Source organism: Klebsiella terrigena, assembly GCF_012029655.1.
GTDB classification, from domain to species: Bacteria; Pseudomonadota; Gammaproteobacteria; order Enterobacterales; family Enterobacteriaceae; genus Klebsiella; species Klebsiella terrigena.
In genome coordinates this window covers 5,314,225-5,333,104 of record NZ_CP050508.1, presented here as the reverse complement: position 1 = coordinate 5,333,104, position 18,880 = coordinate 5,314,225, and the positions used below count along the sequence as shown (strand labels likewise).

Below are 18,880 nucleotides of genomic sequence, written 5' to 3'. Positions count from 1 at the left end.
GGTGCCGAACGGGCACCTGCTGCATAAAGCGGTTTCATTTACTGCGGAATACGGCGATACAGTTCGATCATATCGGTCGCCAGATCCTGGATCACCATCGCGTTCATCAGGTGGTCCTGAGAGTGAACGGTAATCAGGTTGACCGGAAGCTTGCCGGACCCTTCATCCAGACCGATAAGCTGGGTCTGGATTTTGTGCGCGTGCTTCACAAATTCATGAGACTCTGCCATCGCCTGCTCGGCTGCGGCAAAATCGCCTTTGCGCGCCAGCTGCAGTGCGGTTAATGCAGAACTACGCGCTGAACCGGCGTTAACCAGCAGCTCCATAATGATCGTTTCTAAATCTTCCATCTCTTACTCCATCAACTTCAGGGCTTTATCCAGAACGGCATCGCCTTTCATCATGCCGTAATCCATCATATCGATAACGGCGACTTTTTTACCGAACGGATCGGCCAGCGCCTGCAGTTTCGCCTGCTCGTATTTCACCTGCGGGCCCAGCAGGATAATATCGGCAGCCGCCAGGTTGTCCTTAAATTCGGCCACCGGCACGGCTTTAATCGAGACTTCCACCCCTTTCTGCTGCGCGGCAGCTTGCATACGTTGAACCAGCATGCTGGTGGACATACCTGCGGCACAGCATAAAACGATATTCTTCATAGTTCGTCGCCTTTATGTTCCTTGATGTACCATCTTTAGCGCGGGCAGGGTGACGGAACAACCGCTTTGCAGCGATTGTGTGTAAGGCATCACAAAATAATGAAACCGGTTTCGGTTTGCGGGCTGAAAAGACAAAAAAGCCCGCCGAAGCGGGCTTTACAAGGGTAGACGCTTTAGGTTCTGACTATCCGATTCTTACCCTGCTGTTTCGCTTTATAGAGCGCTTCGTCCACGCTGACCACCAGTTTATCCAGCGGCTCCATATTCCATTCGCCGAGGCCGGCGCTGAAGGTTACGCTCAGCCCCTCTTCACGCCAGGTGCGCTGGGCGATCTTAATCCGCCAGCTTTCGAGCAGCGTATGGGCATGAGTGAGATGCTCTGCGGTAAATACCACGGCAAACTCCTCTCCGCCGTAGCGGTAGAGTGAAATCTGCAGCGGCTGCAGGATTTGCAGCCCTTCACGGGCGACGCTGCGCAGAACGATATCGCCGTTGAGGTGGCCCCAGGTGTCGTTAATCGATTTAAAGTTATCGATGTCGACCAGCGCCAGGGCGAACGGCTGATGATCGTTCATCAACGCCGCGATGTCGCTATCGAAGGCGCGGCGGTTTTTACAGCCGGTCAGGGCGTCGATGGTGGCCTGGCGCACGTAGGTGAGTTCGCGCTGCTTATTGCTTTCGATAGCCTTGCTCAGCATCGCTTCCAGCCGCGGGGCGCGCTGGACGTCGCCGGTCTTAATGGCGTTGATGATATTCATCAGCACCGTGCGCGAAGCGTGGCGCAGGTAGAGGCCGAACAGGATAATGACAATGGCGCCGAGGGCAAATCCCCAGGCGACAATATCGGTTTCATAGCGCGTCAGGTCGATCAGGGTGGAATTATCGACGCGATAGATGACGAACCAGTCGGGATTAGTAAACGAATAGTAGTAATACCAGCTATCGCTGGCGGTATCGTACAGCTGGCCCTCTGCGCTGGTCATGTCATCCATCAGGCGGCTGCTGACGTAGGGCTTAAACAGGGCGCCAGGATCCGGATGGAGCACCACTTTGCCGTCGCGCTGCACGACAAAAAACTCGCCCTGCACCGGCGCCACCATTTGCCGCAGCGCGTATCCCATCGACGTCAGGTCCATATGGAAGGCGAGGCTGCCTTTGAGCCGTCCTTCCGGGGAGATGACCGGCCGGTACAGGGTGACGGTGGGGCGATGGGTGAAGTAGTCCAGGTAGGGGCTGGTATAGAGGCTGAACGTACTGGCTTCCGCCTGTTTGATAAACCACGGGCGAGATTCAGGATCGAACGTCCGGCTATCTTCCGTCTCCAGCACCTCCGGTGCGCGCAGGTAGTGCGCCTGGGTGTCCGCCAGCGAGATAGAAGAGACGGTTTGCATCAGCTCCTGGAGCTGCATCAGCTCGCGTAAACCTTTCTGCGGATCGAGATTAACGGCGCTATTGAGCTCGTCATTGCGGGAAAAAAAGGTGGTGGCGCGGCTGAGAATAAAATCATTTTCGCGGAGCAGCGATTCGGTGTAGTTAATGGCCAGATTGTGGGTGAAGTTGCGATTAACGTGGTGATAGTCCTCAAGAAAATTCTTTTTCTGAGTGGCAATGACGAACGCTGCGATCAGTAAAAAACTGAGTAAAATCCCCGCAAACCCCACCAGAATCGGCGTAGTAAAAGAGAGTTTTCTGTTGTGACGAGCCATGAGTCGTAAATCGTTCCAGAAGGTATAAACCGTAGGTTAATACGCAGGTTTAGCCAGCATGCCTGCCGAGCGAATCAGGTAACTATTCGTCAATTATAACCACGCCCTTCCAGGTCAAGGGATTTAAATTCACCGTGGCTGGGGTTTCGCTCGCTCTCCATCGGCTGTCCGTATCGGTTATCCATTAAGGAGGCAGGGCGAAAATGAGGAAGAGAAATTATCGCCCTGGTCAGCGTCCGCTGCTGACAGGAGCAGAATAGGAAAACGGCAGAGGGTAGGCAATCTGCCGTTTTTGTTCTCGCGTTCAGGCTCGCAAACTATTCAGGTCGTTACACGCCTCTTCAGGACGACTGCGTAGCGCGTCCCAGCCAGCTATCCCAGTCTTTCCACACCGGCTGCAACCCGCGAGCGACCAGCGCGCTGGCGACCTCTTCGGGGCGACGGCCATCGTGAGGAGCAAACTGCTCCAGCTCGGGGTGATTATCGGCGTAGCCGCCGGGCTGCGTTTTTGAAAATGCGCTGACGTTGTTAATGGCCAGCGGGATCACCCGATCGCGGAAATCGGGGGATTCGCGGGTTGAAAGCGACAGCTCAACCTCCGGCGCCAGCAGGCGGAAGGCGCAGATGGTCTGCACCAGCTGGCGCTCATCCATCAGCGATGCCGGTTCGATCCCGCCGGCGCATGGCCGCAGCCGGGGGAAGGAGACCGAGTAGCGGCTGCGCCAGTAATGCTGCTGGAGCCACAGCAGATGCTCGGCGACCATATAGCAATCCACGCGCCAGCTATCGGAGAGGCCAATGAGTGCGCCCAGCCCGATCTTATCGATCCCCGCCTCGCCAAGGCGATCCGGCGTATCCAGACGCCAGAAGAAGTCCTGCTTCTTCCCCTTCAGATGATGCTGGGCGTACATGCTTTCATGATAGGTTTCCTGATAGACCATCACGCCGTCCAGGCCGAGCGTTTTCAGCTCGGCGTACTCTTCGGTGCTCAGCGGCTGCACCTCCATTTGCAGCGAGGAGAACCGGCTGCGGATCGCCGGCAGATGCTGGCGAAAATAGTCCATCCCCACCTTCCCCTGGTGTTCACCGGTGACCAGCAGCAGATGCTCAAAGCCCATCTGGCGGATGGCGGCGCACTCGCGGGTAATTTCATCGCTATCCAGCGTCTTGCGCTTGATGCGGTTGCTCATCGAAAAGCCGCAGTAGGTGCAGTCGTTAGCGCACAGGTTAGAGAGATAGAGGGGAACGTAGAAGCTGACGGTGTTGCCAAAGCGCTGGCGGGTCAGGCGCTGCGCGCGCTGCGCCAGCGGCTCCAGATAGCCAGCGGCGGCGGGGGAGAGCAGGGCCATCATATCGTCGCGAGTAAGCTGTTTTGCCGCTATCGCCCGCTCAACGTCGGCGGGGGTTTTGCTGTTGATGCGCAGGCGGATATCATCCCACTCCAGCTGCTTCCAGCGGTCGCTAAAGGTGCTCATGCCAGCGCCTCCAGAAAACCGGTCAGCGGGCTGGTGGCCTGCGCCTGGGCGCTGCGCGCGCCGGGTCCGGCCTGACGGGCCAGCAGGCCCGCTTCTACCGCCAGACGAAACGCGCGCGCCATGGTTACCGGATCGTCGGCGACGGCGATTGCGGTATTCACCAGCACCGCGTCGGCACCCATCTCCAGCGCCTGCGCCGCATGGCTGGGCACGCCAATACCGGCATCAACGACTACCGGTACCCTGGCCTGGGCGATAATGATTTCCAGCATGGCGCGGGTTTCCAGCCCCTGATTCGAGCCGATGGGCGCGCCGAGCGGCATCACCGCCGCGCAGCCCGCCTCCTCCAGGCGCTTACACAGCACCGGGTCGGCGCCGCAGTAGGGCAGAACCACGAAACCTTCCCGTACCAGGATCTCCGCCGCCTTCAGGGTTTCGATGGGGTCCGGCAGCAGCCAGCGCGCGTCAGGATGGATCTCCAGCTTCAGCCAGTGAGTGCCCAGGGCCTCCCGCGCCAGGCGGGCGGCGAATACGGCCTCTTCCGCCGTTTTTGCCCCTGACGTATTTGGCAGCAGGCTGACGCCGGCGGCCAGTAAAGGCGCGAGGATCGCATCATTGTGCTGACGTAAATCGACGCGCTTCATCGCCAGCGTCACCAGCTGGCTTCCCGAGGCGCGGATCGCCTCGACCATGAGTTCCGGTGCGGAAAATTTCCCGGTACCGGTAAAAATGTGTGAGTCGAACGTTTTGTCTGCGATACGTAACATGTCAGCCTCCGGCGATAACCTGAAAAAGCAGGACCCGATCGCCTTCCTGCAGAAGATGGTGATCCCACCGCTCGCGCGGCAGAACCTGTTGATTGAGCGCCAGCGCGATGCCCGCCTGCTGCTGTTCCAGCTGAGCGAGCAGGGCAGCAATGGTGAGTGCATCGGCGCAGCGGAGCGGCTCGTCGTTAAACCAAATCTGCATGTTGTCCTCCGCATACCGGGCAGCTCTGCGCCCGCTGTAGCGCCAGGCTGCGCCAGGCGCTGGTACGGGCGTCAAACAGCCGCAGCGTATTACGCGGCGTGACCATGCCGGAGAGCAGCTTGATCGCCTCCAGCGCCTGCAGCGTACCCATCATGCCGACCACCGGCCCGATAATGCCCGCGGTGCGGCAGCTGCGCTCGGGTTCGGCCGTATCCGGCCACAGGCAGCGATAGCAGCCCTGCTCCCACGGCGGGGTCAGAACCATCAGCTGCCCGCCAAGCCCGACGGCGCTGGCGGTAATTAACGGCGTTGTGCGGGTTACGCAGGCGGCGTTGATGGCCTGGCGGCTCGCCATATTATCGGTACAGTCCAGCACCAGATCGGCCTGCGCCACTTCCGCCAGCAGCGCTTCGCCGCTCAGCCGCTGCCGCAGGGGGATAACATCGATTTGCGGATTGAGCCGCGCCAGCCGCTGGCGGGCGGCCGTCGCTTTCGGCTGGCCAATGTCGTCGCTGGTGAACAAAATCTGCCGCTGCAGGTTGCTGACGTGAACATCGTCGTCGTCGGCGAGGACCAGCGTACCGACACCGGCGCCCGCCAGATAGAGCGCCGCGGGGGAGCCGAGCCCGCCGAGTCCGACGATCAGCACCCGGCTGGCCAGCAGCTTCTGCTGGCCTTCGATGGCGATATCTTCCAGCATCAGCTGGCGGCTGTAGCGCATAAAATCGCTATCATTCATCGCCTGCTCCCGCCATTTCCAGCAGCTGCGCGGTGGCCTGCTGCCAGTCCGCCGCCTGGGTAATCGCGCTGACCACGGCAATGCTGCCAACGCCGGTGCCAAGGACCGCCGGCGCGCGTTCGAGGCTGATGCCGCCAATCGCCACCGTTGGGTAGTCCTGTAGCCGGCTGATATGGCGCGCCAGCTGCTCCAGCCCCTGCGGTGCGGAGGGCATCTGCTTGGTTTGCGTCGGGAAAACGTGGCCTAATGCGATGTAAGAAGGGCGTGCCGCCAGGGCGACGTCAATCTCCATATCATCATGCGTCGAGACGCCGAGGCGCAGCCCGGCATGGCGAATCGCGTTCAGGTCCGTCGTCTCCAGATCCTCCTGGCCGAGGTGCACGCCCCAGGCCTGATGCTTAATGGCCAGCTGCCAGTAGTCGTTGATAAACAGCCGGGCGTGATACTGCCGGCCGAGCGCGATAGCGGCGATAACGTCATCCTCAACGTCGGCCTCACGCTTATCCTTGATTCGCAGCTGGATGGTGCGCACGCCCGCTTTCAGCAGACGTTCAATCCACACCACGCTATCCACGACCGGGTAGAGTCCTAAACGAAAAGGGACGGGTGGAAAATCGGGTTGATACATCAGGCTTGCTCCTTACGTAAATAGATTTCGCCGCCGCGAGCGCGGAAGTCCTGCGACATATCGGCCATTCCGCTTTCGATATCCTGGCGGGCGGCGTAGTCGCGCACTTCCTGGCTGATTTTCATTGAACAGAATTTGGGTCCGCACATGGAGCAGAAGTGGGCGACTTTTCCCGACTCCTGCGGCAGGGTTTCATCGTGATAGGCGCGGGCGGTGAAGGGGTCGAGGGCGAGGTTGAACTGGTCCTCCCAGCGGAACTCAAAACGCGCTTTGGACATGGCGTTATCGCGGATCTGCGCCCCGGGATGGCCTTTGGCGAGGTCGGCGGCGTGGGCGGCGATTTTGTAGGTGATCAGCCCCTGCTTCACGTCCTCTTTGTTCGGCAGCCCGAGGTGCTCTTTCGGCGTCACGTAGCAGAGCATCGCGCAGCCAAACCAGCCGATCATCGCGGCGCCAATGCCGGAAGTGAAGTGATCGTAGCCCGGAGCGATATCGGTGGTTAACGGCCCGAGGGTATAGAACGGCGCTTCGTGGCAGTGCTCCAGCTCTTCGGTCATGTTGCGGCGGATCATCTGCATCGGCACGTGGCCCGGGCCTTCAATCATCACCTGCACGTCGTACTCCCAGGCGATTTTCGTCAGCTCACCTAAGGTTCGCAGCTCGGCAAACTGCGCTTCATCGTTGGCGTCCTGAACAGAGCCGGGGCGCAGACCGTCGCCCAGCGAGAGCGAGACGTCGTAGGCGGCGCAGATTTCGCAAATTTCGCGGAAGTGCTGATAGAGGAAATTTTCCTGATGGTGCGACAGGCACCATTTCGCCATGATCGAACCGCCGCGGGAGACGATACCGGTGAGGCGTTTAGCCGTCAGCGGAACGTAGCGCAGCAGGACGCCGGCGTGGATGGTGAAGTAGTCAACGCCTTGCTCCGCCTGCTCCAGCAGGGTATCGCGAAACGCTTCCCAGTTCAGGTCCTCGGCAATGCCGTTCACTTTTTCCAGCGCCTGGTAGATCGGCACCGTACCGATAGGCACCGGGCTGTTACGCAGGATCCACTCGCGGGTTTCGTGGATATAGCGGCCGGTGGAGAGATCCATCACCGTATCCGCTCCCCAGCGGGTTGACCACACCAGCTTTTCCACCTCCTCCTCAATGGACGAGGTGACGGCAGAGTTGCCGATATTGGCGTTAACTTTGACCAGGAAATTACGGCCGATAATCATCGGCTCCGACTCGGGATGGTTGATATTGGCAGGAATAATGGCGCGGCCGACGGCCACTTCGTCACGGACAAACTCCGGGGTGATGTTGTCCGGCAGATGGGCACCAAACCCCTCTCCCGGGTGCTGGTGGCGCAGCACTGCGCTACGAATGCGCTCGCGGCCCATGTTTTCGCGGATGGCGATAAACTCCATCTCCGGCGTGACGAGGCCCCGGCGGGCGTAGTGGAGCTGGGTGACGCAGCGGCCTGCGGCGGCCCGCTTTGGCGTCAGCAGGCGGCTAAAGCGCAGCTCATCGAGGCCGTCATCGGCCAGGCGCTGCTGGGTGTAGGCGGAGCTGCGATGGCTTAGCGGCTCGCTATCGTTACGCGCGTCAATCCACGGCTGGCGCAGCTTTGCCAGACCCTGATGGACATCGATCGCAATATCGGGGTCGCCGTAGGGGCCGGAGGTGTCGTACACCGGGATCGCTTCGTTGTCTTCATAGCGCGGACTTTCTTTGCCGCCGCCGATAAGCGTGGGGCTGAGCTGGATTTCACGCATCGGGACGCGAATATTATCCTGCGAACCCTGAATGTAGATACGCTGTGAGTTGGGGAAGACCGAACCTTCAAGAGTGTCGATAAAGTGCTGGGCGCGTTCACGCTGCTGTCGACGGGTCAGTTTTTCTGTAGACATAGCTCATTCCAGACGAAAAGGAGATGGCTTGTCAGACGACGGATGGAGTAACAGATGCGATGGGTCCTGGAGGGACGACCGCTCTTTGCAGTTTACTCTTGTTCCCTTCGCAGGTATTAGCCTGATCAGGTTCCGCGGATCCCGAATTAACGGTCTCAGCCTTTTCCACTTTATCCTTCGCGCTGTCTCTTCGTTGGCTTCGTCCGCTCACTCCGTTTACTTACTGATGTAAGTTCCTGGAGGTTCACTGACTTGTCACCTTGAGGGCATCACGAATGCTTTTTGGAAAATGGGCACTCCGACAAGATAAAACCCCCTCCGGAGAGGGGGAATGTATGTAAACTACTCGTTAACGGCTCACAACTCAAGCAGTCGGCGCGATATTGTCGCTGATGCTGTCTTTCAGGTTATAGGTCACGGCCAGGGCGATCAGCTTATCTTCAAGCGCAAAGCGCGCTTCCAGGGCTTCCCCGATATCCGAGAGCGCCTGCTGGAACTCGAGGTAGTTATCGTGATCGATAGCGTTTTCGAGGCAGGTGTCGTAATAATCCATAATCTGCTGGGTGTTGGCTTCCAGCTGTGGATAGAGCCTGGTGGCGGCCAAAAGTGGCGTATCGCCTTCCATTTCCCCAATAATACGTTCATAAATACTAAAATGACCGGATGAGAGGTAATCCACCAGGCTTTGGCAAAAGTTATCCAGCGACTTTTCATTAAGCCGCATAAATGACTCTTTGCCGGGTTTCAGGCCAACCAGCTTGTAGTAAGCCACGAGCAAATGCTTACGTACATGCAGCCAGCGATCGACCAGTTCATTACTGCCTCCAACACGTTCCGTTAGGTTTTCCAGCTGGTTTAACATGGTTGACTCCGCAAGATTAAGAAAATAACGTTGCTCACCAAAATGTAAATATAATGTTAAAAGTGCCAGTAAAACGAAGGTAGTGCAATAGATATGGATCGTATTATTGAAAAATTAGATCGCGGCTGGTGGATCGTCAGTCACGAACAAAAATTATGGTTACCCGGCGGGGAATTACCACACGGCGAAGCGGTAAATTTTAATCTTGTCGGCCAGCACGCGCAGCATATTGGCGAATGGCAAGGCGACGCGGTGTGGCTGATACGCCAGGATCGTCGGCAGGATATGGGATCGCTGCGGCAGGTGCTGGATCAGGATCCTGGCCTGTTTCAGCTGGCGGGCCGCGGTATTCAGCTGGCCGAGTTTTATCGCTCGCACAAGTTCTGCGGCTACTGCGGGCACCCTATGCACCCGAGCAAAACCGAATGGGCGATGCTGTGTAGCCACTGCCGCGAGCGCTACTATCCGCAAATCGCACCGTGCATGATTGTCGCCATTCGCCGGGAAGACTCTATCCTGCTGGCGCAGCATACCCGCCACCGCAACGGCGTGCATACGGTGCTGGCCGGCTTTGTTGAAGTGGGGGAGACCCTCGAACAGACGGTGGCGCGCGAGGTGATGGAAGAGTGCGGCATTAAGGTGAAAAACCTGCGCTACGTGACTTCCCAGCCCTGGCCGTTCCCGCAGTCGCTGATGACCGCATTTATGGCGGAATACGACAGCGGTGAGATTGTCATCGATCGCAAAGAGCTGCTGGAGGCGGGCTGGTATCGCTACGACGATTTACCGCTTCTGCCGCCGCCGGGAACCGTGGCGCGCCGGCTGATTGAAGATACGGTGGCGATGTGCCGGGCCGACTATGAATGACGTGATACAATGATGGCCTGACGCATTGAAGGAACTGCAAAATGACCGAACTGAAGAACGATCGTTATCTGCGTGCGCTGCTGCGCCAGCCCGTTGATGTGACCCCGGTGTGGATGATGCGCCAGGCTGGCCGCTATTTACCGGAGTACAAGGCCACTCGCGCAGAAGCGGGCGACTTTATGTCGCTGTGTAAAAATGCCGAGCTGGCCTGCGAAGTGACGCTGCAGCCGCTGCGCCGCTATGCGCTGGACGCGGCGATCCTCTTCTCTGACATTTTAACCATCCCGGATGCGATGGGGCTGGGGCTGTACTTCGAAACCGGAGAAGGCCCGCGCTTTACCTCACCGATTATCTGCAGGGCGGATGTCGATAAGCTGCCGATTCCCGATCCGGAAGATGAGCTCGGCTATGTTATGAACGCGGTGCGCACCATCCGCCGCGAGCTCAAAGGTGAAGTTCCGCTGATTGGCTTCTCCGGCAGCCCGTGGACGCTGGCGACCTATATGGTTGAAGGCGGTAGCAGCAAAGCCTTTACCGTCATTAAGAAGATGATGTACGCCGAGCCGAAGGCGCTGCACGCGCTGCTCGACAAGCTGGCCAAAAGCGTCACGCTGTACCTGAACGCCCAGATTAAAGCCGGCGCTCAGTCGGTGATGATTTTTGATACCTGGGGCGGAGTGCTGACCGGCCGTGATTATCAGCAGTTCTCGCTCTACTACATGCATAAAATCGTCGATGGCCTGCTGCGTGAAAATGAAGGCCGCCGCGTGCCGGTGACCCTGTTTACCAAAGGCGGCGGACAGTGGCTGGAGGCGATTGCGGAAACCGGCTGCGACGCGCTGGGCCTCGACTGGACAACCGATATCGCCGATGCGCGTCGTCGCGTTGGCCATAAGGTCGCGCTGCAGGGCAATATGGATCCCTCCATGCTTTACGCGCCCGCAGCCCGCATTGAGGAAGAAGTCGCTACCATCCTTGCCGGCTTTGGTCAGGGAGAGGGCCACGTCTTCAACCTCGGACACGGCATTCATCAGGACGTGGATCCTGCGCATGCTGGCGTGTTTGTGGAGGCGGTTCACCGGCTGTCAGCACAGTATCATCGCTAAGGAGCGACTATGGATTTGGCTTCTCTACGTACCCTGCAGCGGGATTTAGCAGAATCGGTCATTCGTGAAGATCGGCTGGATCGCGATCCGCCTCAGCTGATCGGCGGCGCGGATGTTGGGTTTGAGCAGGAAGGAGAAGTCACCCGAGCGGCGATGGTGCTGCTGGCCTGGCCTTCGCTGGAGCTGGTTGAATATCAGGTGGCGCGCGTTGCCACCACCATGCCCTATATTCCCGGCTTCCTCTCCTTTCGTGAAACCCCCGCGCTGCTGGCAGCGTGGGAGCTGCTTTCGCAAAAACCGGATCTGCTGTTCGTGGACGGCCACGGCATTTCCCATCCCCGCCGTCTTGGCGTAGCCAGCCATTTCGGGCTGCTGGTGGATGTGCCCACCATCGGCGTGGCGAAAAAGCGCCTGTGCGGCAAATGCGACGCTCCGGGCGATGAGCCGGGGGCGCTGACGGCGTTGATGGATAAAAACGAACAGCTGGCGTGGGTTCTGCGCAGCAAGGTGCGCTGTAACCCGCTCTTTATCAGCACCGGCCACCGGGTTGGCCTGGATAGCGCCCTAATGTGGGTGGAACGCTGTATGAAAGGCTATCGCCTGCCGGAGCCGACGCGCTGGGCGGATGCGGTCGCATCAGAGCGCCCGGCGTTTATCCGTTGGCAAGCAAATCACGGCTGATTCAGGTAAACTGCGGCTAATTTCTGACTTCGAGAATTCATCATGTTACAAAACCCGATTCATCTGCGCCTGGAGAAGCTGGAAAGCTGGCAGCACGTCACTTTTATGGCCTGCTTGTGTGAGCGCATGTACCCCAATTACGCCATGTTTTGCCAGCAAACCGAATTTGCCGATGGCCAGCTGTATCGCCGTATCCTCGATCTGATCTGGGAAACCTTAACGGTCAAAGACGCGAAGGTGAATTTTGATAGCCAGCTGGAGAAGCTGGAAGAGGCGATCCCGGCAGCTGACGACTATGATATGTACGGCGTCTATCCGGCGATCGATGCCTGCGTCGCATTAAGCGAGCTGGTTCACTCGCGCCTGAGCGGCGAAACTCTCGAGCACGCCATTGAGGTGAGCAAGAGCTCCATTACCACCGTCGCGATGCTGGAAATGACCCAGGCAGGTCGTGAAATGACCGACGAAGAGCTCAAGGAAAACCCGGCGGTTGAACAAGAATGGGACATTCAGTGGGAAATTTTCCGCCTGCTGGCCGAGTGCGAAGAGCGCGATATTGAACTGATAAAAGGACTGCGCGCTGACCTTCGTGAAGCCGGCGAGAGCAATATTGGTATAAATTTTCAGCAGTGAGACCAGAAAACGTGATTTACCGCCTGAATTGTAGCGTCTGAAGGCTTCCATTCCGCCCCCCGTCTGGTCTACATTTGGAGGGCGAAAAAAAGTGGCTATCGGTGCGTGTATGCAGGAGAGTGTTTTTCAGCATTTCCGTCGCACTCGGTGCTTAGCAAGCGATAAACACATTGTAAGGATAACTTATGAACAAGACTCAACTGATTGATGTAATTGCGGACAAAGCTGACCTGTCCAAAGCACAGGCAAAAGCTGCCCTGGAATCTACCCTGGCTGCAATTACTGAGTCTCTGAAAGAAGGTGATGCTGTCCAACTGGTTGGTTTCGGTACCTTCAAAGTGAACCACCGCGCTGAGCGTACTGGCCGCAACCCGCAGACCGGTAATGAAATCAAAATTGCCGCTGCTAACGTGCCGGCGTTTGTTTCAGGCAAAGCACTGAAAGACGCAGTTAAGTAAGACCGCGTGGCAGTGTACAGTTTTACCGAAGGGGCCTTTAAGCCCCTTTTGTCTATCTGGCGTCGCACGCTGACGCTGGCAGGCGTACTGTTGCTCACTGCCTGCAGCCATGATTCCTCGCTCCCGCCTTTTACCGCCAGCGGCTACGCTGACAACCAGGGAGCGATGCGTATCTGGCGCATGGATTCCAATGGCGAGGTGCATCTTCTCGCCGCTTTTAGCCCGTGGCGTCACGGCAACACTTCAACCAGCGAGTACCGCTGGCAGGGCGATCGGCTGACGCTGATTGAGCTCAACGTTTACGGCAAGACCACGGAACATATTCGCGCCCGCTTTGATGACCAGGGCGAGCTGAGCTTTATGCAGCGTGAAATTGACGGGCAAAAGCAGCAGCTCTCCAGTGACCAGGTCGCGCTCTACCGCTACCGGGCGACGCAGATCCGCCAGACCAGCGACGCGTTGCGTCAGGGCCGCGTTGTGCTGCGTCAGGGACGCTGGCACGCCGATCGGACCGTCACCACCTGTGAAGGGCAGACCGTTAAGCCCGACCTCGATGCCCGGGCGTTAGCCCATATCGCCCGCCGCCAGGATCACTCCTCCGTCGAGGTCAGCGTCGCGTGGCTGGAAGCCTCCGAAGGTTCGCAGCTGCTGCTGGTGGCAAACGAAGACTTCTGTACCTGGCAACCGCAGGAAAAAACCTTCTAACGCTATACCTGCGCTTCATACTCCGCTGCATCCGATCCTCGTTACCACACCTGCCGGACATCGCGCCGCCGATCCTTGCAGAACCGTACTCCGCGCGCGCCAAATAAAACGGGCGGCCACAAAACTGAGGCCACCCGTTAATAAAGAAGGATGCGTGAATCCGGCAGATGAAACGACGCCGTTAGCTTTGCTCGCGAGCGATGGCGCGCCAGCCGATATCGTCACGGCTAAAGCTGCCGTTCCAGCGGATATCGGTAAGCAGTTCATAGGCACGCTGCTGTGCCTGAGCCACGCTATCGCCCAGCGCCGTTACGCACAGTACGCGGCCGCCGTTGGTGAGTACGCGCTGGTCGGCAGAAAGCTGGGTGCCTGCATGGAACACTTTGCCATCCGCCGCTTCTTCCTGCGGCAGGCCAAAGATCTCGTCGCCGGTGCTGTAGCTGCCCGGATAGCCGCCCGCGGCCACGACCACGCCGAGAGAGGCGCGGCTGTCCCACTCTGACGTTTTCTCATCCAGCTTGCCGTCGCAGGCGGCGAGGCACAGCTCTACCATGTCCGACTTCATGCGCAGCATGATGGGCTGCGTTTCCGGATCGCCGAAGCGGCAGTTGAACTCAATTACCTTTGGGTTGCCCTGCTTATCGATCATCAGACCCGCGTAGAGAAAGCCGGTATAGGTATTACCTTCCGCCGCCATCCCTTTGACCGTTGGCCAAATGATACGCTCCATGGTGCGCTGATGAACTTCATCCGTGACCACCGGAGCAGGAGAGTACGCGCCCATACCGCCGGTGTTAGGGCCAGTATCGCCGTTACCGACGCGTTTGTGGTCCTGGCTGGTGGCCATCGGCAGCACGTGCTCGCCGTCAACCATGACGATAAAGCTGGCCTCTTCGCCGTCGAGGAACTCTTCGATAACGATACGGTGGCCCGCGTCGCCGAAGGCGTTGCCAGCCAGCATATCGTTAACGGCGGCTTCCGCCTCTTCGAGCGTCATGGCAACAATCACGCCTTTCCCGGCCGCCAGGCCGTCAGCTTTGATAACGATCGGCGCGCCTTTCTCACGCAGGTACGCAAGGGCAGGCTCAACCTCGGTAAAGTTCTGGTACTCGGCGGTGGGGATCTTGTGGCGCGCGAGGAAATCTTTGGTAAAGGCCTTAGAGCCCTCGAGCTGCGCGGCACCTTCCGTTGGGCCGAAGATTTTCAGTCCGGCGGCGCGGAAGGCATCGACGATGCCAATCACCAGCGGCGCTTCCGGGCCGACGATGGTCAGATCGATATTTTCGCGCTGTGCGAAGCTCAGCAGCGCCGGAATGTCGGTCACGCCGATAGCCACGTTCTGCAGCGCGGGCTCCAGGGCGGTGCCGGCATTACCCGGAGCAACATAAACGGTATCAACCAGCGGCGATTGCGCCACTTTCCATCCTAACGCGTGCTCGCGCCCGCCGTTACCAATCACTAATACTTTCATGTGTTACTCCGTGAATTAATGGCGGAAATGGCGCATGTCGGTGAAGATCATGGCGATACCGTGCTCGTCGGCAGCGGCAATCACCTCTTCGTCGCGAATAGAGCCGCCAGGCTGGATCACGCAGCTCACGCCCACTGCCGCGGCCGCATCAATGCCGTCACGGAACGGGAAGAATGCATCGGATGCCATTGCTGAGCCTTTCACTTCCAGGCCTTCGTCGGCGGCTTTAATTCCGGCAATTTTGGCGGAGTAAACGCGGCTCATCTGGCCTGCGCCTATGCCGATGGTCATATTCTCTTTGGCATACACGATAGCGTTGGATTTGACGAACTTGGCGACTTTCCAGCAGAACAGCGCATCACGCAGCTCCTGCTCGGTTGGCTGGCGCTTGCTGACCACGCGCAGCTCAGCGTGGGTGACCATGCCCAGATCGCGATCCTGTACCAGCAGCCCACCGTTAACGCGTTTGAAATCAAGGCCCGGTACGCGTGAGGTCCACTCGCCGCAGGTCAGGACGCGGACGTTCTGTTTCGCCGCGGTGATTTTCAGCGCCGCTTCGCTAGCGGACGGGGCGATGATCACTTCGACAAACTGACGGGAGATAATGGCCTGCGCGGTTTCAGCATCCAGCTCGCGGTTGAAGGCAATAATGCCGCCGAACGCTGAGGTTGGGTCGGTTTTATAGGCGCGGTCGTAGGCATCCAGCAGGGAATCGCTTACCGCAACGCCGCACGGGTTGGCGTGCTTGACGATGACGCACGCCGGCTCGCTGAACTCTTTCACGCACTCCAGCGCCGCATCGGTATCGGCAATGTTGTTATAGGAAAGCGCTTTGCCCTGCAGCTGCTGCGCGGTGGCAACGGATGCTTCCTTAATTTCTTCTTCTATATAGAAGGCGGCCTGCTGATGGCTGTTTTCACCGTAGCGCATATCCTGCTTTTTAATGAAGTTCAGGTTCAGGGTACGCGGGAAGCGGCCTGAAGCTTCCTGAGTTTCACCATGATAGGCCGGAACCATGCTGCCGAAGTAGTTGGCAATCATGCTGTCATAGGCTGCGGTGTGCTCGAAAGCTTTAATAGCGAGGTCGAAACGGGTGTCGAGAGTCAGGGAGCCTTCGTTGGCGTCCATCTCTTTAATAATGGCGGCGTAGTCGCTGTTCTTAACAACGATAGCGACATCTTTATGGTTCTTGGCCGCGGAGCGCACCATGGTCGGGCCGCCGATATCGATGTTCTCAACCGCATCTTCCAGCGAGCAGCCTTCACGGGCGACGGTCTGGGCAAACGGGTAGAGGTTAACGACGACCATATCAATAGGAGAGATAGCGTGCTGCGCCATGATCTCATCATCCTGTCCGCGACGACCCAGAATGCCGCCGTGTACTTTCGGATGCAGGGTCTTCACGCGTCCATCCATCATTTCCGGGAAACCGGTGTAGTCAGAGACTTCGGTTACCGGCAGGCCTTTCTCTGCCAGCAGGCGTGCGGTACCGCCCGTAGAGAGTAGCTCAACACCACGAGCGGAAAGAGCCTGCGCGAATTCGACGATACCGGCCTTATCAGAAACACTGAGCAGGGCGCGGCGGACTGGACGACGTTGTTGCATGGTATTAAATCCCCAGGATTTGAATATTACAGAGAGCGTTAGGTGAGTTTTTGCCTAAAAACTCACCTAACGCACCCAACCGGGCGTCCGTGTCATAGCGCGGCATTGTAACGAAAACGTTTGCGCAACGCTCGCGAATTTTTATCTTTCTCTTTGCAGGGGGAAATCTTTCCTTATCTCTCCTTATAGAAGGGCGCTGCGACGGCCTTTATAGAGAAGGATCGCCGACGGTCTGTGGATAATTCTGTGCGTAAGAGGGTATAAACCGGGGTTTTGCTGGGGAATGCAGCAGTCAGTCATTTTTCTGCAATTTAACTATTGCGGGCGCTCGAGAACTCCCTATAATGCGCCTCCATCGACACGGCGGATGTGAATCACTTCACACTAACTAGCCGGTTCGGTTGAAGAGAAAAATCCTGAATTAAGGGGTTGACTCTGAAAGAGGAAAGCGTAATATACGCCACCTCGCAACGGTGAGCGAAAGCCGCGTTGCACTGCTCTTTAACAATTTATCAGACAATCTGTGTGGGCACTCAAAGTGACATGGATTCTTAACGTCCTCGGACGAAAAATGAATACCAAGTCTCTGAGTGAACATACGTAATTCATTACGAAGTTTAATTCACGAGCATCAAACTTAAATTGAAGAGTTTGATCATGGCTCAGATTGAACGCTGGCGGCAGGCCTAACACATGCAAGTCGAGCGGTAGCACAGAAGAGCTTGCTCTTTGGGTGACGAGCGGCGGACGGGTGAGTAATGTCTGGGAAACTGCCTGATGGAGGGGGATAACTACTGGAAACGGTAGCTAATACCGCATAACGTCGCAAGACCAAAGTGGGGGACCTTCGGGCCTCATGCCATCAGATGTGCCCAGATGGGATTAGCTAGTAGGTGAGGTAATGGCTCACCTAGGCGACGATCCCTAGCTGGTCTGAGAGGATGACCAGCCACACTGGAACTGAGACACGGTCCAGACTCCTACGGGAGGCAGCAGTGGGGAATATTGCACAATGGGCGCAAGCCTGATGCAGCCATGCCGCGTGTATGAAGAAGGCCTTCGGGTTGTAAAGTACTTTCAGCGAGGAGGAAGGCGTTAAGGTTAATAACCTTGACGATTGACGTTACTCGCAGAAGAAGCACCGGCTAACTCCGTGCCAGCAGCCGCGGTAATACGGAGGGTGCAAGCGTTAATCGGAATTACTGGGCGTAAAGCGCACGCAGGCGGTCTGTCAAGTCGGATGTGAAATCCCCGGGCTCAACCTGGGAACTGCATCCGAAACTGGCAGGCTAGAGTCTTGTAGAGGGGGGTAGAATTCCAGGTGTAGCGGTGAAATGCGTAGAGATCTGGAGGAATACCGGTGGCGAAGGCGGCCCCCTGGACAAAGACTGACGCTCAGGTGCGAAAGCGTGGGGAGCAAACAGGATTAGATACCCTGGTAGTCCACGCTGTAAACGATGTCGACTTGGAGGTTGTTCCCTTGAGGAGTGGCTTCCGGAGCTAACGCGTTAAGTCGACCGCCTGGGGAGTACGGCCGCAAGGTTAAAACTCAAATGAATTGACGGGGGCCCGCACAAGCGGTGGAGCATGTGGTTTAATTCGATGCAACGCGAAGAACCTTACCTACTCTTGACATCCAGAGAACTTAGCAGAGATGCTTTGGTGCCTTCGGGAACTCTGAGACAGGTGCTGCATGGCTGTCGTCAGCTCGTGTTGTGAAATGTTGGGTTAAGTCCCGCAACGAGCGCAACCCTTATCCTTTGTTGCCAGCGGTTCGGCCGGGAACTCAAAGGAGACTGCCAGTGATAAACTGGAGGAAGGTGGGGATGACGTCAAGTCATCATGGCCCTTACGAGTAGGGCTACACACGTGCTACAATGGCATATACAAAGAGAAGCGACCTCGCGAGAGCAAGCGGACCTCATAAAGTATGTCGTAGTCCGGATCGGAGTCTGCAACTCGACTCCGTGAAGTCGGAATCGCTAGTAATCGTGGATCAGAATGCCACGGTGAATACGTTCCCGGGCCTTGTACACACCGCCCGTCACACCATGGGAGTGGGTTGCAAAAGAAGTAGGTAGCTTAACCTTCGGGAGGGCGCTTACCACTTTGTGATTCATGACTGGGGTGAAGTCGTAACAAGGTAACCGTAGGGGAACCTGCGGTTGGATCACCTCCTTACCTAAAAGAACCTGCCTTTGTAGTGCTCACACAGATTGTCTGATGAAAAGTAAATAGCAAGGCGTCTTGCGATTGAGACTTCAGTGTCCCCTTCGTCTAGAGGCCCAGGACACCGCCCTTTCACGGCGGTAACAGGGGTTCGAATCCCCTAGGGGACGCCACTTGCTGGTTTGTGAGTGAAAGTCGCCGACCCCCATATCTCAAAACTAACTCAGTGAGTTATGTTTGAGATATTTGCTC

General features: G+C 57.6%; 18 protein-coding genes, 1 tRNA gene and 1 rRNA gene. 8 read left to right on the top strand and 12 right to left on the bottom strand.

The features are described 5' to 3' along the window. Positions 1-38 precede the first annotated feature (38 nt). From HCK03_RS24990 to rsd, 10 genes are all read right to left on the bottom strand, one after another. Complete coding sequence (locus HCK03_RS24990) at positions 39-350, bottom strand: PTS lactose/cellobiose transporter subunit IIA (protein WP_041143544.1); 312 nt, start codon at positions 348-350, stop codon at positions 39-41. A gap of 3 nt (positions 351-353) precedes the next feature. Further along, on the bottom strand, positions 354-659 hold the full coding sequence (locus HCK03_RS24985; protein ID WP_041143545.1) for a PTS sugar transporter subunit IIB: 306 nt from the start codon (positions 657-659) through the stop codon (positions 354-356). A gap of 173 nt (positions 660-832) precedes the next feature. Beyond that, complete coding sequence (locus HCK03_RS24980) at positions 833-2,365, bottom strand: sensor domain-containing diguanylate cyclase (RefSeq protein ID WP_041143546.1); 1,533 nt, start codon at positions 2,363-2,365, stop codon at positions 833-835. A 341-nt stretch (positions 2,366-2,706) separates the two neighbouring features. Beyond that, a complete protein-coding gene (gene thiH, locus HCK03_RS24975) occupies positions 2,707-3,840 on the bottom strand; it encodes a 2-iminoacetate synthase ThiH (protein ID WP_167692341.1) in 1,134 nt (377 codons plus the stop codon). Next, positions 3,837-4,607 carry a thiazole synthase gene (gene thiG, locus HCK03_RS24970; protein WP_041143548.1) on the bottom strand — a complete coding sequence of 257 codons (771 nt, stop codon included), beginning with the start codon at positions 4,605-4,607 and terminating at the stop codon, positions 3,837-3,839. The genes thiH and thiG overlap by 4 nt, the downstream gene beginning before the upstream one ends. A gap of 1 nt (position 4,608) precedes the next feature. Beyond that, a complete protein-coding gene (gene thiS / locus HCK03_RS24965) occupies positions 4,609-4,809 on the bottom strand; it encodes a sulfur carrier protein ThiS (RefSeq protein WP_123706641.1) in 201 nt (66 codons plus the stop codon). Next, entirely contained in the window at positions 4,793-5,548 is a 756-nt protein-coding gene (locus HCK03_RS24960; protein WP_167692340.1) for a HesA/MoeB/ThiF family protein, read from the bottom strand. Before HCK03_RS24960 ends, thiS begins: the two co-directional genes overlap by 17 nt. After that, entirely contained in the window at positions 5,541-6,176 is a 636-nt protein-coding gene (thiE, locus tag HCK03_RS24955; RefSeq protein ID WP_135185350.1) for a thiamine phosphate synthase, read from the bottom strand. The genes HCK03_RS24960 and thiE overlap by 8 nt, the downstream gene beginning before the upstream one ends. Then, the gene (gene thiC, locus HCK03_RS24950) at positions 6,176-8,071 is read right to left on the bottom strand and encodes a phosphomethylpyrimidine synthase ThiC (protein WP_167692339.1); all 1,896 of its coding nucleotides are present in this window, start codon (positions 8,069-8,071) and stop codon (positions 6,176-6,178) included. The genes thiE and thiC overlap by 1 nt, the downstream gene beginning before the upstream one ends. A 364-nt stretch (positions 8,072-8,435) precedes the next feature. After that, a complete protein-coding gene (rsd, locus tag HCK03_RS24945; RefSeq protein ID WP_115193797.1) occupies positions 8,436-8,933 on the bottom strand; it encodes a sigma D regulator in 498 nt (165 codons plus the stop codon). Positions 8,934-9,026: 93 nt separating this feature from the next. Between rsd and nudC the strand changes: the two genes are divergently transcribed. From nudC to HCK03_RS24915, 6 genes are all read left to right on the top strand, one after another. Continuing rightward, entirely contained in the window at positions 9,027-9,800 is a 774-nt protein-coding gene (gene nudC / locus HCK03_RS24940) for an NAD(+) diphosphatase (RefSeq protein WP_041143554.1), read from the top strand. 41 nt (positions 9,801-9,841) lie between these two features. Next, positions 9,842-10,906, top strand: coding sequence for a uroporphyrinogen decarboxylase (hemE, locus tag HCK03_RS24935; RefSeq protein WP_167692338.1), 1,065 nt, complete (start codon positions 9,842-9,844; stop codon positions 10,904-10,906). 9 nt (positions 10,907-10,915) lie between these two features. Beyond that, on the top strand, positions 10,916-11,587 hold the full coding sequence (gene nfi, locus HCK03_RS24930) for a deoxyribonuclease V (RefSeq protein WP_076948187.1): 672 nt from the start codon (positions 10,916-10,918) through the stop codon (positions 11,585-11,587). A 42-nt stretch (positions 11,588-11,629) separates the two neighbouring features. Next, a complete protein-coding gene (locus HCK03_RS24925; RefSeq protein WP_041143557.1) occupies positions 11,630-12,220 on the top strand; it encodes a YjaG family protein in 591 nt (196 codons plus the stop codon). Positions 12,221-12,405: 185 nt separating this feature from the next. Continuing rightward, on the top strand, positions 12,406-12,678 hold the full coding sequence (gene hupA / locus HCK03_RS24920) for a nucleoid-associated protein HU-alpha (RefSeq protein WP_004097675.1): 273 nt from the start codon (positions 12,406-12,408) through the stop codon (positions 12,676-12,678). 12 nt (positions 12,679-12,690) lie between these two features. Then, positions 12,691-13,383 carry a DUF1481 domain-containing protein gene (locus HCK03_RS24915; protein WP_045858041.1) on the top strand — a complete coding sequence of 231 codons (693 nt, stop codon included), beginning with the start codon at positions 12,691-12,693 and terminating at the stop codon, positions 13,381-13,383. A 181-nt stretch (positions 13,384-13,564) separates the two neighbouring features. Here HCK03_RS24915 and purD read toward each other — a convergent pair whose 3' ends face one another. Then, the gene (gene purD / locus HCK03_RS24910; RefSeq protein ID WP_041143558.1) at positions 13,565-14,854 is read right to left on the bottom strand and encodes a phosphoribosylamine--glycine ligase; all 1,290 of its coding nucleotides are present in this window, start codon (positions 14,852-14,854) and stop codon (positions 13,565-13,567) included. Between the two features lie 15 nt (positions 14,855-14,869). After that, the gene (gene purH / locus HCK03_RS24905) at positions 14,870-16,459 is read right to left on the bottom strand and encodes a bifunctional phosphoribosylaminoimidazolecarboxamide formyltransferase/IMP cyclohydrolase (RefSeq protein WP_167692337.1); all 1,590 of its coding nucleotides are present in this window, start codon (positions 16,457-16,459) and stop codon (positions 14,870-14,872) included. Between the two features lie 639 nt (positions 16,460-17,098). On the opposite strand from purH, the gene HCK03_RS24900 reads away from it, so the two are divergent. Both HCK03_RS24900 and HCK03_RS24895 read left to right on the top strand, forming a co-directional pair. Next, positions 17,099-18,640 (top strand): 16S ribosomal RNA (locus HCK03_RS24900). A gap of 85 nt (positions 18,641-18,725) precedes the next feature. Next, positions 18,726-18,801, top strand: a tRNA-Glu gene (locus HCK03_RS24895). Positions 18,802-18,880 lie beyond the last annotated feature (79 nt).